At 67.7% G+C, this 13817-nt stretch carries 12 protein-coding genes and 1 pseudogene; 8 read left to right on the top strand and 5 right to left on the bottom strand.

Annotated elements, in window-relative coordinates; all coding sequences use genetic code 11:
• Positions 1 to 323 precede the first annotated feature (323 nt).
• Entirely contained in the window at positions 324 to 1073 is a 750-nt protein-coding gene (locus ACZ601_RS06705; protein WP_469533740.1) for an SDR family NAD(P)-dependent oxidoreductase, read from the bottom strand.
• Positions 1074 to 1884: 811 nt separating this feature from the next.
• Positions 1885 to 2331: an ATP-binding protein gene (locus ACZ601_RS06700; RefSeq protein WP_469533738.1), complete on the bottom strand. Its 447-nt coding sequence runs from the start codon at positions 2329 to 2331 to the stop codon at positions 1885 to 1887.
• Positions 2332 to 2453: 122 nt separating this feature from the next.
• Here ACZ601_RS06700 and ACZ601_RS06695 point away from each other — a divergent pair, with 122 nt between their 5' ends.
• Positions 2454 to 3122, top strand: a complete 669-nt coding sequence (locus ACZ601_RS06695; protein ID WP_469533736.1) for a GntR family transcriptional regulator — start codon at positions 2454 to 2456, stop codon at positions 3120 to 3122.
• Positions 3123 to 3132: 10 nt separating this feature from the next.
• On the opposite strand, the gene ACZ601_RS06690 is transcribed toward ACZ601_RS06695, so the two are convergent.
• Positions 3133 to 3903 carry an SDR family NAD(P)-dependent oxidoreductase gene (locus tag ACZ601_RS06690; protein WP_469533734.1) on the bottom strand — a complete coding sequence of 257 codons (771 nt, stop codon included), beginning with the start codon at positions 3901 to 3903 and terminating at the stop codon, positions 3133 to 3135.
• Positions 3904 to 3993: 90 nt separating this feature from the next.
• Between ACZ601_RS06690 and ACZ601_RS06685 the strand changes: the two genes are divergently transcribed.
• The 6 genes from ACZ601_RS06685 (at position 3994) to ACZ601_RS06660 (ending at position 10764) form a co-directional block, all read left to right on the top strand.
• Positions 3994 to 4641, top strand: a complete 648-nt coding sequence (locus ACZ601_RS06685) for a bifunctional 4-hydroxy-2-oxoglutarate aldolase/2-dehydro-3-deoxy-phosphogluconate aldolase (RefSeq protein WP_469533731.1) — start codon at positions 3994 to 3996, stop codon at positions 4639 to 4641.
• Complete coding sequence (locus ACZ601_RS06680) at positions 4638 to 5585, top strand: sugar kinase (RefSeq protein ID WP_469533728.1); 948 nt, start codon at positions 4638 to 4640, stop codon at positions 5583 to 5585. The genes ACZ601_RS06685 and ACZ601_RS06680 overlap by 4 nt, the downstream gene beginning before the upstream one ends.
• Positions 5586 to 5608: 23 nt before the next feature.
• Positions 5609 to 6535, top strand: coding sequence for an SMP-30/gluconolactonase/LRE family protein (locus ACZ601_RS06675; RefSeq protein WP_469533725.1), 927 nt, complete (start codon positions 5609 to 5611; stop codon positions 6533 to 6535).
• Positions 6536 to 6660: 125 nt separating this feature from the next.
• Positions 6661 to 7986 (top strand): MFS transporter, encoded by a 1326-nt coding sequence (locus ACZ601_RS06670; RefSeq protein WP_469533722.1) that lies wholly within the window; start codon positions 6661 to 6663, stop codon positions 7984 to 7986.
• Between the two features lie 47 nt (positions 7987 to 8033).
• Complete coding sequence (locus ACZ601_RS06665; protein ID WP_469533719.1) at positions 8034 to 9209, top strand: mandelate racemase/muconate lactonizing enzyme family protein; 1176 nt, start codon at positions 8034 to 8036, stop codon at positions 9207 to 9209.
• A gap of 91 nt (positions 9210 to 9300) precedes the next feature.
• On the top strand, positions 9301 to 10764 hold the full coding sequence (locus ACZ601_RS06660; RefSeq protein WP_469533716.1) for a twin-arginine translocation signal domain-containing protein: 1464 nt from the start codon (positions 9301 to 9303) through the stop codon (positions 10762 to 10764).
• Positions 10765 to 11291: 527 nt separating this feature from the next.
• Here ACZ601_RS06660 and ACZ601_RS06655 read toward each other — a convergent pair.
• The gene (locus ACZ601_RS06655) at positions 11292 to 11501 is read right to left on the bottom strand and encodes a hypothetical protein (RefSeq protein WP_469533713.1); all 210 of its coding nucleotides are present in this window, start codon (positions 11499 to 11501) and stop codon (positions 11292 to 11294) included.
• 741 nt (positions 11502 to 12242) lie between these two features.
• A pseudogene (locus ACZ601_RS06650) lies at positions 12243 to 13296 on the bottom strand (IS701 family transposase); the annotation flags it as partial.
• A gap of 214 nt (positions 13297 to 13510) precedes the next feature.
• Here ACZ601_RS06650 and ACZ601_RS06645 point away from each other — a divergent pair.
• The gene (locus ACZ601_RS06645) at positions 13511 to 13816 is read left to right on the top strand and encodes a hypothetical protein (protein ID WP_469533710.1); all 306 of its coding nucleotides are present in this window, start codon (positions 13511 to 13513) and stop codon (positions 13814 to 13816) included.
• The last annotated feature ends 1 nt before the right edge of the window (position 13817 follow it).

Below are 13817 nucleotides of genomic sequence, written 5' to 3'. Positions count from 1 at the left end.
CTCCTGCACCACGTCAACCCGCGGATCGGCCTACGGGAGAACGACTTCCACTCGCTCGCCGACTTCGCCCGGTTCCTGGACACCTCACGAACCACCAGTTGAGCACCTCGCCGGCTCTTCCGGCTGCTCTGCACTCGGAGCCAAGATCTTTGCGGGACAGTCCTTAGGCAAAGGATGCGTGCTTCTCCTCGGTGCGAAAGCTGCGGGTCTTACCGTCAGCATCGCGGACAAGGATCACGGCGCGGCCGTCGCCGTGTCCGGCGTTTCCCCATGTGGGGGACTCGAGCAACCCCCGGAGCGAGCCCGCAGGTTTTATCTCAAGCTCAGCCAAAGTAGAGACCGCTGTTAATGTTCACAACTTCGCCGGTGATGGACGCAGCCTGCTCCGAGGAAAGGAACACAGCGAGCGCAGCGACTTGCTCCGGGGTGGTGAACGCCTTGGTAGGAAGCATATTCCGCAGTTCGTTGCGACGTTCGGGGCTGTGGGCGCTGCGCAGCAGCTCCGTGTCGACGATGCCCGGAGCAATGGCGTTGGCGGTGATGCCGTACGACCCGTGTTCTACTGCGAGATTTCGAGTCAGACCCAGCGTGCCCGCCTTGGAAGCGGCGTACGAGGCGTTGTCGCCATAGATGGGTGATGACTTGGCAGCGAAGGACGCGATCGTCACGATGCGTCCCCACCCTGAATTCCTCATGCCCGGCAGCACGTGCTTTGAGCACAGGAAGGCGGCGGTGAGATTGGTACGCAGAACCGCTTCCCAGGTTTCCAGGTCGGTCTCTATGGTCGCTGCCGGGCGGCTGATACCGGCGTTGTTGACCAGTACGTCGACTGATCCGGCAGCCGCCACGGCTGCGGCGACTCGGCTCTCGTCGGTGACGTCCAGGCCCAGGCCTTTCACTTCGGCGCCGGTGGTTCCGGCAAGGTGCTCGGCGTGGGCGTCGGCGCCCTTGGAGTCGAGATCGGCAACAAGGACCCGCGCTCCGGTCTGAGCGAAGGCTGTGGCGATGGCTGCGCCGATGCCGCGCGCCGCGCCGGTGACGAGAACAGTGCGTCGGTTGTCAGTGGCTTGCATGGTGCTCGTCGCTCCTGGACACGTAGTGGATGTACTTCGACTGCCATGGCGTCCCAGCGGATGCGGGAGGGGCTGGAAAAAAGGTATCCGATATACGTTCTACTGGCAACAGTTGGACCGACACCCCTGGATCAACGTCGAAGACTGACCGACGCTCCTCAGGGGCATGCAGCGGCATGAGCATGGTGCTGCATGCCCCGCGAGCCCACTACATGGACACCGTCGAGACCCGTGCAGATTCCTCTGCGCGGAGCGGGACTTGAGAGCCGATGCACGATTCCACCGCCCACGCAGTTAGCTCCACCCGCAGACCAGCAGCCTCGACCACTACCGCCGTCTGCTGACCGCCCTGTTGCGCCGCCGCAGAGTCGCCACCAGCACACTTCTCGCCCAGCTTCTGAACGTCACCCACACCAATCTGTCCAACCAGGTCCAAGATGGCCACCGCCTCCTGGACCAGCACCGCGTCGCGGTCACCCCGCCACCGGACCCCCCATCCGCACCCTCGCTCAACTGCAGGCCCGCCTACCGTCACGCGACAACGCCACCCGTACAGATCAACTCTGACGGTTATTCCGACACAGACCTCCGACCTCCGGAAGCACTGCCATTGGACCCCGGCGGAGTGGACTTCCTTCGTGAGGGAACCCATGCCATCCACGAACAGCACGGCCTGCGCGTCACCGAGGCGTTCGACAACGTTGGGCCGGCTTCCGGCGCCCGACGGCGTCGGGGGCCCCGCCGGGGCTGACCCAGACGGCCGCAGCGGAAGACGGCACTTCGCACGGACAGCCGTGCGAAGTGCCGTTGCTCAGCCCAGTTCGGCCCACACGGTGTGTTCTTCCCGGTCGCGCCGGACACCCCAGCGTTGACTCAGTTCCGCCACGATGAACAGGCCCCTTCCATGGCACCGGTCGAGTGTGCCGTCGGACTCATTCCAGGAGCGGACTACGGCGTCCCGGTCGAATCCCTGCCCGAGGTCGGTGATCTCCAGGCGGACACAGGGACGCGTCTTCGCCGAGGCGGCGAGCCGGACCTCTGCCCGCGCGAGCCCGCCTCCGTACACCAAGGCGTTGGCGGCCAGTTCGCTCGCGATCAGGGTGAGGTCGTCGGCGAGGTCGGCGAGTCCGGCACGGGTCAGCCACATGACGATCCGGGAGCGGAGACGACCGGCTTCCTGGCCGCCTGCGGGCCGCAGGCTCCAGGTGCTCTCCTTGTCCCGGTCACCTGTTTGCGTATCTGGGAGAGAGAGAAACATCTCGGGTCTCCAGGCTGGTGATCAGCGGTTCAATAAGTGGACATTACAGATATAGTATACGAAAAAGCCACAGTCAAGAGATTCCGGTCCCTGCCTCTGCGAATATCGCATACGATGAACGAATGGTGGAGAAGAGTTGGGCCTCACGGCTACCGAAGGTACAGAGCAAGGCGGACCAGGCGTACGTGAGTCTGCGCGACGCCATCGCGGAAGGCCATCTGCTCCCGGGTGAGCGGATCAACATGGACGAGCTGGCCCGAAATCTGGGCATCAGCAAGATCCCGATCCGAGAGGCGGTGAAGCAGTTGGAGTCGGAAGGGCTCGTCACCGCTCGCGCGCACTCCGGGGTCGTGGTGTCGCACGTGGACGAGAAGGAGATGCGCGGCGTCTTCCTCGCCCGCGAGGCCATTGACGGCCTCGTGGCCCGCCTGGCCGCCGAGAACGCCGACGATCGGTTCTTGTCGGACCTGGACCGCGCCCAGGACGAGATGCGCGGAGCGCTGCGTTCCGGCGACACCGACGAACTTCAGCGGCTCAATTCCGCGTTCCACCGCTATCTCGCCGAGGCCAGCGGCTACAGCATCCTGAGTGAACTGACCGAGCAGCTGCTGCTCACCATCCGCCGTTACCGAGTCACCGCCCCAAAGGACATTGGCAACTGGGCCGCGGTCATCGAGGAGCACGACGTCATCATGGACACTCTGCGACGCGGGGACGCCGCCTCGGCTTCAGAAGCCGCCCAGGCGCATACCCGTTCCCAAGCGGGTCACGAGGTCGAAACTCCCAGGTGAGCGCGCGGGTTCAGTCCGCAAGCAGCGGCGGCAGTCCCATTCGCTCCCGATGTGCGTCCCGCGACAGGCTGGCCGGGCTGACGATCGACGCCCCGGCGTCCAGGACAAGCTCAGACCCGGTCAGCAGCGCGGCCTCGGGCGATGCGGCGTAGGCGACGGCAGCGGCGATCTGGGCCGGTTCGCCGAGCACTCGCATGGGGTTGCTCTCCCGCAGCCGGTCCAAGTCGCCGGCGCCGAGACGCGACTCGGTGGCCGGAGTGCGGACCCAGCCGGGGGACACGGTCACGAACGAGATGCCGTACTGCCCGTAATCGACGGCCAGCTGCCGGCCTAGTGCAGCCAGTGCGCCCTTCGCCGCGGCATAGGCGGGCAGGCCGGGCGCGGCGGTGCGGTGCAGGACTGATCCCAGCATGACGACGCTGCCCGAGCCTCGCGCCATCATGCCCGGTAGGACCTCTCGGACGCAGAGGAACGCCGAGGTCAGGTTCGCGGTCAGGACGGCCTGCCAGGCACCCTCACTCGTCTCGTGAAGGGGAGTCCCCTCGGTGATCCCGGCACAAGCGACGAGGACGTCCACGCCCCCGTGCTCACGGATCACGCGTCGCACGAGTGCCGCGACGTCGTACGCCTGGGTAACGTCCGCTGTATAGGAGGCGACTCCGGGCAGCTCCGGGTTCCTGAGGTCGGCACCCGCCACCGTTAGGCCGTCGGCGGCGAGGCGGCTCGCCACCGCGCTTCCGATCCCGCCCGCCGCGCCCGTGACCAACACTGTTCTGCTCATCCGACGACTCCTACCCGTCCCGCCCTGTGGTGTGTTGACCCGGTGTTTCCCCGGCCACAAGAAAGGTATACGATCTACGAAAATACGGCAATGAATCCGGAGGTCCTCATGCCGGCTCCCCACCTGCTCGACGTGCTCGAACGCGAACGGATCCTCGCCATCGTGCGGGGAGACAACGCCCAAGCGGTGCTCGACACGGTGCTCACCCTCTTCCGTTCCGGAATCAAGATCGTCGAGGTGTCGCTGACCAGTACTGACGCACTGAAGGTCATAGAACAAGCACGGGCCGTGCTTGGCCCGGACGCGCTTCTGGGCGCCGGAACCCTGCTCACCGCGGCACATGCACGGTCGGCCCTAGACGCCGGCGCATGCTTCGGTGTAACGCCCGGCGGCAGCGACGCGGTCGCCGAGTGCCGGGCGCTCGGGGTTCCAGTGGTGGCGGGTGCCGTGACTCCGACCGAGATCGTCTCGGTCTTGCGGGAGGGGGCTAGCGCGGTGAAGCTTTTCCCGGCCTCCGTCGGCGGGCCACCGTACCTGCGTGCTTTGCGTGATCCCTTCCCCGGTGTGCCGTTCGTGCCGGTGGGCGGCGTGGACACCGCGGCCGCCCGCGCGTATCTGGCGGCCGGCGCCCTGGCGGTGGGTGTCGGCGGTCCGCTGGTCGGGGACGCGCCCCGGGGCGGCCGACTCGCGGCGCTGGCCGCGCGGGCGGCCCAGTTCCGCGAGGTGTCCGGACGATGATCGATGTCCTGACTTTCGGCGAGACAATGGCCGCCCTGCGCTCCAGCCGACCGCTGCAACTGGGCGGCTCCTTGGAGCTGTCCGTCGCGGGCGCCGAGTCCAACGTGGCGATCGGGCTCGCACGTCTCGGGCACTCCGCCCGCTGGGCGGGTCTGACGGGTGACGACGAGTTCGGCCAGCTCGTACTACGCACCCTGCGCGCCGAAGGCGTCGACGTGTCCCACGCCGCCGTCACTGACGCCGGTCCCACCGGGCTGATCGTCTTCGAACCGCGCGTCGCGGACCTGGTCCGGGTCGGCTACTACCGCGCTGGTTCCGCCGCCAGCACCCTGACCGCCCACCACATCGAGCACGCACTGGCCGAGGGTGCCCGTGTCCTCCACGTCACCGGCGTCACCGCGGCGCTGGGCCCGGGGCCGCTGGGCGCCGTAACTGCGGCACTGCGCTCAACATCCGGTACGGACACCTATGTCTGCCTGGACGTCAACTACCGCTCCAGGTTGTGGTCGCCCGAGCAGGCGGCCCACGCCCTGCGTCCGCTGGCCCCGTACACCGATGTCCTCGTCGCCTCCGACGATGAGCTCCCGCTGGTGGCCGACGACCGCGCCCGGACTGAGGAAGCACAGGTCGAGTCTCTGCTTAGAGCCGGGGTGCGGGAGGTGGTGGTCAAGCGGGGCGCCAACGGGGCAGAGGTCTTCCACGCCGGGGGATCGACGGCTCTTCCGGCGGTGCGCGTTCCCGTGCGGGACACCGTCGGCGCTGGGGACGCCTTCGTGGCTGGATACCTCTCGGGCCTGCTCGACGGAGACCCGGTCACGGCACGTCTGGAACGGGCGGTCACCACCGGCGCCTTCGCCGTGGCGTCCTGCGGCGACTGGGAGGGCCTGCCCCGGCGGGACGAACTCGCCCTGCTGAACGCCGTACCCGGCAGCACCATCCGCTGACCCGACAACGAGGGACGGACGCCATGCGAGACAAACAGAAACTAGCGGCGCAGCAAGGTGGCCTCGACGCCGACGACTCTTGGCAGGTGTGGACACCTCAGCGCTACCAACTCGCCGAGGGCCTGCGTTCGCACGACGGGAGGATGGTCTTCGTCGACCTTCTGCAGGGCGCCCTCCACCGTTGTGGCGAGCGGGCAGGTGAGCAGGCCGAGACCTTGTTCCGCCTGAATGTGCCGCTAGGTGCCGCAGCCCCGTTGGCGGACCGGCCCGGCGACTGGATCGCGGCCGCCGACACCGGCTTCGCACTGCTCCTGGGCGGCCGCTGCGTCAGGTGGCTGGCCCGGCCGGAGCAGGACGCCCTGGTCCCCATGCGCATGAACGACGCCGCATGCGACCCGTCCGGACGCTTCTGGGCGACCAGCATGGCGCGTGCAGGCACTGGCGCGGTCGGCTCGCTGTACCGGCTCGACCCCGACGGCGGCGTCCATCGCATGCTCAGCGGTCTTACCGTACCCAACGGTCCGGCGTTCTCCGCCTGCGGACGCGTGATGTACCTCGCCGACAGCGCCGAGCGCATCATCCTTCGCTTTGCCGTGGACCCGGCCACCGGAGCTCTCGGCGCGTTCGAGGTGATCGCCCGGCTGTCGGTATCCGACGGGCGTCCGGACGGCATGGCCGTCGACACGCAGGGCGATCTGTGGGTGGCCCTGTGGGGTGCCGGAGAGGTACGCCGCTACACACCCGATGGCACCGCTGTCGAGCGCCTGCCCGTGCCCACCCGGCATCCCAGCAGTGTCGCCTTCGGCGCGGGCCGCATGTACGTCAGTACCGCTCGGCATGGGCTCGCTCTCCCCGATGCCTTGGCCGGCGCCGTCCTCTCCCGTTCCTCGGTCCGCACGGCCCCGTCCGCGTACACGTACGTCCATCAACCGACGGGCCGCTCAACGTAACGAAGGAGCCTCACGACACGTTCTCGCAATTTTCTTGGCCGAAACCTCTAGTTCTTATTTCGTATATCGAATACCTTGCTGGCATCTGGAATCTCTCCGTCCCCCTCAGAAGGTGGTGACTCATCATGAGCACTGTCGTGGTTACCGATGACAGTGGGATGAAGCCGCAGCATCCCAGAGCCAACCGGCGCACCATGGTCGCCAGCACCGTGGGCACGGTCATGGAGTGGTACGACTTCAACCTCTATGGTCTGGCCTCGGCGCTGGTCTTCGGCCCGCTGTTTTTCGGCTCCTCGTCGGTCGGCGGCACCCTCGCCTCCTTCGCGACGTTCGCCGTCGGCTTCGCTGCTCGGCCGATCGGCGGCATCCTCTTCGGCCACCTGGGTGACCGCATCGGACGTAAAACCGTGCTGCTGATCACTATGGTCGGGATGGGTGTGTCCACCGCTCTGGTCGGCGCTCTGCCCACCCACGCCGAGATCGGCGTCTGGGCCCCCGTCCTCCTGATCCTCCTGCGGGTCTGCCAGGGCATCGCGGTCGGTGGTGAGTTCGCCGGCGCCACCCTGCTGACCGTGGAAAACGCCCCGCCGGGCAAGCGCGGCCTCTACGGCGCCATTCCCGCGATGGGCACCGGGGCCGGCTTCGTGCTCGCCAGCGCGGTGTTCGGCCTCATCTCGATGCTGCCCGAGGGATCGTTCGAGAGCTGGGGCTGGCGCGTTCCATTCCTCGTCAGTGCCTTGCTCGTCTTCTTCGGCCTGTGGGTACGCAGCGGCATTGAGGAGACTCCGGTCTTCTCGGAGCTGGAAGACCACGGCCAGAAGGAGCGCTTCCCGCTTCTGACCGCGCTGAAGAAGCAGCCCGGCGCTGTCCTGCGAACCATGGGCATCACGATCTCCGGCTTCGTCTGGGGCTACCTCATCCAGGCGTTCGCGCTCTCCTACGCCACCAAGGACCTGGACATCGAGAAGTCGACGATGCTCTGGGCTATCGCCGTCGCCTCGACGCTGGAGATCGTCGCGATCCCCTTCTGGGGCTGGCTGTCCGACAAGATCGGGCGGCGCCTGATGGTCGCCATCGGTCTGGCCTGCACGGTGGCCTACGCCTTCCCCTTCTTCTCCCTGCTGGCGACACGCGACACCGCGCTGATCTACCTGGCGATGGTCCTGGCGATCCCGATCTGCAAGGACATGGTCTTCGGCCCCCAGGCCGCCCTGGTCGCCGAGCAGTTCGACGCCAGCGTCCGCTTCAGCGGCGTCAGCGCGGGCCGGGAGATCAGCGGCGCCATCTTCGGCGGCACCGCGCCGTTCATCGGCACCGCCCTGTACGCCGCCAGCGACTCGATCACCCCCGTCGCGCTGTACATCATCGCCGGCTGCGTGGTGACCCTGATCGCCGTATTCGCCGGCAAAGAGACCGCGCACGACGACCCGCACGGGCCCGCCCCCGCCTGAACCGGCACCGGAAATCCGGACCGGACCCGATCCGAGTGGAGTACGACGTGAGCAACACCCCCCTTCTCATCACCAAGGTCGAGGCGCTGGCCCTGTCCGCTGCCTTTGCCGACCTCTACGACTCGCCCGAGGATGTACCCGACTGGCTGCGCTACCCCGCCTCCAGCCACCGGGTCCTGCCCCGGCACGGCCAGTACGCCACCTTGCTCAAGGTGCACGCGGCGGACGGCAGCGTCGGCATCGGCGAGTGCTACGGACTTCCCTCCCCCGAGGTCACCGCCACCGTCGTCTCCACCGTGCTGGCCCCCCTCCTGGTCGGCCAGGACGCCCTCGCCACCACCGCAGTGTGGGAACGCCTCTACCAGGGCCAGGCGGCCGGCGGCCACAACCGCGGGTTCTACCTGGAGGCCCTTGCCGGCATCGACATGGCTCTGTGGGACCTGCGCGGCAAGGCCGTCGGGCAACCCGTGCACCGCCTCCTGGGCGGCCCGATCCGCGAGCGCGTCGACTGCTACGCCAGCCCCGTCGCCCTGCACGCCGACCCGCAGGCCTCTGCCGAGCAGGCCCGCTTCTACGCCGACCAGGGCTTCCGAGCCCTGAAGGTGAAGATCGGACGCGGCGCCCGTACGGACCGCGCACACCTGACCGCCGTACGCGAGGAGGTCGGCGACGACATCGAGATCCTCACCGACGTCAACTGCGCCTACGACCTGGACGAGGCCACCCGAGTCGGCGCGGTTCTGCGCGACCTGGACATCAGCTGGTTCGAGGAGCCGCTCCAGGTCGACGACCTTGCCAACCTCGCGGAGCTGCGCCGCCGCACCGGCCTGACGATCGTGAACGGCGAGACCCACTTCACCCGGTTTGACCTGCGGGACTCGCTGCTCCACCAAGCCATCGACGTCTTCATGCCGAACGTGGCCCGCTGCGGCGGCATCACCGAGGCCACCCGCATCGCGGCCCTCGCCTCCGCTTTCCACGTCGACATCGCCCCGCACGGCGTCGGTTCCGGCGTCAGTCTGGCCGCAGCCCTGCACCTGTGTGCGGCCACCCCCAACCTGCGCACCTACGAGTACAACCGGCTGCCCAACCCCATCCGTGAGGACATCCTGGTCGAGGCACCGGAGTTCCGCAACGGCGCGCTCACGGTCCCCACTGGCCCAGGTCTGGGCATCGAGCTGGACGACGCCGTGGTGGACCGCTACACCATCGCCCGCTTCTGACATTCCCAGGGCAGCGGGGACCGGCCACGGGACGGCCCCGCCCCGCCACCAACCACGTGTGATTCCCATCCGTCATCGAAGGAGATGCCGCATGTCCGCACACAGCCCGAGCCGCCGCTCAATCCTGCGGGGCGCAGCCGTCGCGGGAGCCGCAGCGGCCCTGTCGCCGCTGGTCAACTCCGCCTCCGCACAGGCTGCCACGTCCGGCAGCTACACCGTCCGCTACGACAACGGCCGCAGGCAGACCATCCTGGGGCTCGGCTTCGAGATCCAGTCCGACTCCATCGGGTCGAACAACGGCGGACTGCCCGACACGATCAGCGGGGTCCCGCACGACCTCACCCGCTCCGAGCAAGCACGCTTCTACCAGCAGATGCTCAAGGCCGGACGCTCCGACCGGGGCTTTCGCTACTGCCGCCTGGCCATGGGCCTGTACTACCGCGGCCTGGACTCCAGCAAGAAGTTCATGCGCGGCCGCTACCCCGGCCAGACCGCCGAGCTGGCAGACATGTGCAAGCGGGCCGGCATCGAGGGCCTGTCCGTCGAGTACTGGTCCCCGGCCCCCGGCTGGAAGTCCAACGACTCCTACATCGGCGGCAAGCTGAAGTCCTTCGAGCCAGACTTCCTGTCGGACTTCGCCGACGCCCTGGTCGCCGACCTCGACTACCTAACCGCCGGCGGCATGCACATATCCCAGTGGGGCCTGCAGAACGAGCCGCCCCTGAGCACCCCGTACTCGTCCTGCGTCTACAGCCCCGCGGAGTACACGGCGACGTTCAAGGCGGCCGCCGCAAAGGTCCGGGCCAAGTACCCCGAGGTGATGATCACCGCAGACAGCTTCGAGGGCTGGAGCGGCGAGATCGGAAAGGCCCTCATCGCCGACCCAAAGGCGTTGGACCTCGTCGACGCCTGGACCTACCACCGCATAGGCCACGACAGCAACGACCAGATCGACCACGACTTCCAGCGCGAGGCCCACGGCAAGCTCGTCTTCAACAACGAGTTCGAGTACCTCGACAACGAGACCTCCGACTGGCGGACCGTCAACACCGCGCAGTCGATCATGAACTGGATGACCTTCCAGAACTCCCCGACCTGGTACTGGTTGCACGCCCTCAAGCCGGTCGCCAACGCCGAGGCACCTGGCTACTCCCTCGGGTTCTGGCGGCCGCCGAACGACACCGACTTCTCCCGGTTCCCTGACCTGAAGCCGGGTCACTGGACCTGGAATCCGCAGAACTGGAACGCCGTCGCAGGCTTCGTGAAGTACCTGCCGTGGGACTCCGTGCGCTACCAGGTCGACGAGTCCACCGTGCTCCGGGACCAGCGGATCATGGCCTGGAAGACTCCGGGCAGCAGGCCCGTCCTCGCCCTCACCAACCGCTCGGCCACCGAGTCATTCACCTACACCGTGGACATGCAGACCGCCACCAGGTTCGAGGGCCGGCGCTATGGCCCGGCAACGAACGACAAGAGCCTGGGCCTCAAGAGGGGGCCGAAGCTCTCGATTGAAGTTCCTCCGCTCTCCATCGAGTTCTGGATCGGCAACTCCTGACCGCTCTCACACACGACCCGGGCCGGCCGCTGCACGCGCAGTGACCGGCCCCTTGCTGTGCCCGCGTAACGCGCCCAGTCGGGTCAAGATCGGTGGACCGTGCGGCGGCGATCCACTGGCCGAGTGCCCGCCATCGAGGCTGAGGCTTCAGGAGTGGGGCGAAGGACCGCAGGTGGGCTCCCAGTTGGATCAACTCGGGGCCCTCGGCGGTGAGCCGCGCCAAGAGGTCGTGGTGCTCGGCTTTGAGACTGTCGGGCTTGGTGAGGAACATCCGGGACGGTCGGCGTACGGAGATACTGCTGCGATCGGCGCCCGCGTGGCTTTGGTTGAGGCAGCCTGTGACGCCAAGGCCTTGATCTGTTTCCGGCGGGAGGGGCGTGCAATCCGATCCGTGAGACCGTCCCACGCGCGCACGGGCCGACTCAGCTGAGCAGGGCGGCACATTGTGGGCCGATCAGGCCGATGGGTTGACCGCGCTGAGTCGATGTGAGCCTTCTTGATGGGCATGCTGTCGGTTGTCGGGCAGGTCAGTGGATGGCGTCGGTGAAGCCGCGATAGTCGCGCACGCAACGTTTGAGCGCGGCGTGGTCTGCAGGCGGCGTCCAGGCGTTGCGGACTTGCAGGAGCAGCTCTTGTTCGGCGTCCTGGACGCGGGTGGTCAGGCTGTACTGCCTCGTACCGGCTTCGTCGAGGGCTTCTTGGAGCGTGGTGCCGCATTCACGATGCAGGAGCAGCACGATGTTGTGCCCGTACCCCAGGACAGCCTCTTTGCGCAGTGAAGCGTGGCCATGCCTCCAGTGTGGCCAGGAAGCGGTGGTGCCCGCATCCGGTCCGGATGCGGGCACCACTGGCAGCGCGAGGATCGGAGTACGGGCGGTGACTCGGGTGCACCTGACCCCGACCCGGCGCCTCCCTAACCGGCAGCCAGGTACCGCCTGCCAGCCCGCTCCCTGCGGATCGGCGGCACGGGAGGCTCAACGGGGGCGCTGGCGACGGATCGGTCGCTCCCATACACCAAGCCGGAGGCTGCTGCCGTCCTCCGGCTCCACCAGGGACTGCGCCAAGGCGCCGCCAGGCACCGGGGCGAGTTCGAGGAGATGGCCGCGTTCGCCCGCTGATGCCTACCCGGGCGCAGCCGGCCCGGCCTGAACTCGACCGGGTGGCCGATGTGGATGGATGCAGCACTGGCACTGTTCGTCACCAACAACGGTGCCGCGTGGAGATGTCGGAGTCCTAGTACTCCAGTACGACTTCGTGATCTAGGCACGTGAGCTTCTGGCGAGGCGTCGTCGATAGTGGCAGCGTCTGGCCTGTGCCTGATGGCGTCTGCGCCAGATTGACCAGATCAGCAGGCTGTTCACGGACGTGGCCGGTTGCTTGGACAGCGCACCGATCAGGTGGCGGATCTCCGCGATGGTGAGGTCGATCGGGTTGCTGCTGCGGGCGGGGCCGTTCGGGTCTGGGCCTCTGGCGGGTTTCGCACTGGCGGCGACGGCGGCCAGGAAGGCCAGGGCGAGCATGGCGAGGGTGATGTGGCGGTGCGAGGCGGTCCAGTGGCGAACCTGGTAGTGGTTCAGGCCGACCTGCCCCTTTGCGGCTTGGAAGCACTCTTCGATGCACCACCTGATCCCTGCGGCGAGCACCAGCGCGGACAGGGCCACCTCTCCCGGCGACCAGCACAGGTAGAAGGCGAGTTCGCTGTCCGCGGGGTCGCGGCGGATTAGCAGGCACCGGTTGTGGTCGGGGCCGATCTGGACCCAGGCCCAGTCGTAGTAGCGCGGGCCCATGGCGCCGGCGCTCTGTCGCTGCCAGGCGCCCGGGCGCAGTGCGGCTGCGGCTGTGTCGGCCTGGACCACCGTGCGGGCCTGGTTGATCCGTACGCGGGTGGTGCAGGCGACCGCCAGCACGTAGCCGACCCCGCGTGCCTCCAGGGCGGAGCGAAGCTGCGGGTCCTGGCCGTAGACCTCGTCGCCGGTGACCCTGGAGGCGGTACACCCAGCGTCCAGGGCCGCTTCGATCATCTGCCAGGCCAGGCGGGGCTTGGTCGCGAACTCGACGTCCTCGGGGACGCCGGAGCCCGACCGGCGTTCGGTGTCCTGGCACCAGGTGTGCTCGGGAAGATAGAGCCGACAATCTATCAGCGCCCTTCCCTGCGCCGAGGCGTAGGCGAGGAAGACCCGACCTGGTCGTTCTCGATCCTTCCCGCGGTGCCGGTGTACTGCCGCTGGACGCCCGCCGAGCGGTCGCCCTTCTTCAGGAACCCGGTCTCGTCCACGATCAGCACCCGTCGCCGCCGAGGTGGTCCAGGACGTAGGAGCGGACCTCATCGCGGACCTCGTCGGCGTCCCAGCGGGCGCTCCTCAGCAGCCGCTGCATCGGGCCGAGGCGGGTATGTCCGGCTTGTTCGGCCAGTTGCCAGCAGTTCTTGCGCTCGACGCTGGACAGCAACCCGAGCACGAACGCCCTTGCTGTCGCTCGGGGTTCAACGCGCCGGAACCGACCCGCGATACGGGCCATGGCCTGGCCGAACATCGCCCGCCAACGGGCGGGGTCTACGCTGTGGCCCGCGGCCAGCGCACCATCTTCAGGAGTCCACACAACCTCTGACGATCACGCGGCGGCCGCTCCCGTTTCCGGCCGGGTCCACCTCAGTGCTGATCTCCTCGCTTCGCCCGTCGGCCGCTCGTACCCGCCGATGCCAAGCCGGGTGGACCCAACGCAGCTCCTGACCGGCCAAGATGAGCGTATGACCAGCGAACCACTGCAGATCCCGCTCGATCAGCTTCGGCACGCCTTCGAGTTGGCGCTTCGACACGTTGAAGCGTCAGCCGGCAACACGGTGACACTCGATCACGACCACTTCTGGTCCGTTCCGGGCGATGAGCTCTATGACGTCCCCAACGAACCGAGCACGATGACGATCGGGCAGCTCTCCGAGTCATGGCAACACCTTGAGAGCCTGCTCGCCGACGAGGACCGGGCCGTGGGCTACCACCTGGTTTGGCTTGCCGACGTCATCCGGGCGATCGGCCAGAACACCGTCAGTTACTGAG

It is taken from the genome of Streptomyces sp. NPDC104307, assembly GCF_055584045.1.
This window is presented reverse-complemented; position numbering and strand designations above follow the sequence as displayed.

Coding starts and splice junctions, on each gene's coding strand:
- ACZ601_RS06705 (WP_469533740.1), bottom strand. CDS start 1,073: ATGCAAGCCACTGACAACCGACGCACTGTTCTCGTCACCGGCGCGGCG.
- ACZ601_RS06700 (WP_469533738.1), bottom strand. CDS start 2,331: ATGTTTCTCTCTCTCCCAGATACGCAAACAGGTGACCGGGACAAGGAG.
- ACZ601_RS06695 (WP_469533736.1), top strand. CDS start 2,454: ATGGTGGAGAAGAGTTGGGCCTCACGGCTACCGAAGGTACAGAGCAAG.
- ACZ601_RS06690 (WP_469533734.1), bottom strand. CDS start 3,903: ATGAGCAGAACAGTGTTGGTCACGGGCGCGGCGGGCGGGATCGGAAGC.
- ACZ601_RS06685 (WP_469533731.1), top strand. CDS start 3,994: ATGAATCCGGAGGTCCTCATGCCGGCTCCCCACCTGCTCGACGTGCTC.
- ACZ601_RS06680 (WP_469533728.1), top strand. CDS start 4,638: ATGATCGATGTCCTGACTTTCGGCGAGACAATGGCCGCCCTGCGCTCC.
- ACZ601_RS06675 (WP_469533725.1), top strand. CDS start 5,609: ATGCGAGACAAACAGAAACTAGCGGCGCAGCAAGGTGGCCTCGACGCC.
- ACZ601_RS06670 (WP_469533722.1), top strand. CDS start 6,661: ATGAGCACTGTCGTGGTTACCGATGACAGTGGGATGAAGCCGCAGCAT.
- ACZ601_RS06660 (WP_469533716.1), top strand. CDS start 9,301: ATGTCCGCACACAGCCCGAGCCGCCGCTCAATCCTGCGGGGCGCAGCC.
- ACZ601_RS06645 (WP_469533710.1), top strand. CDS start 13,511: ATGACCAGCGAACCACTGCAGATCCCGCTCGATCAGCTTCGGCACGCC.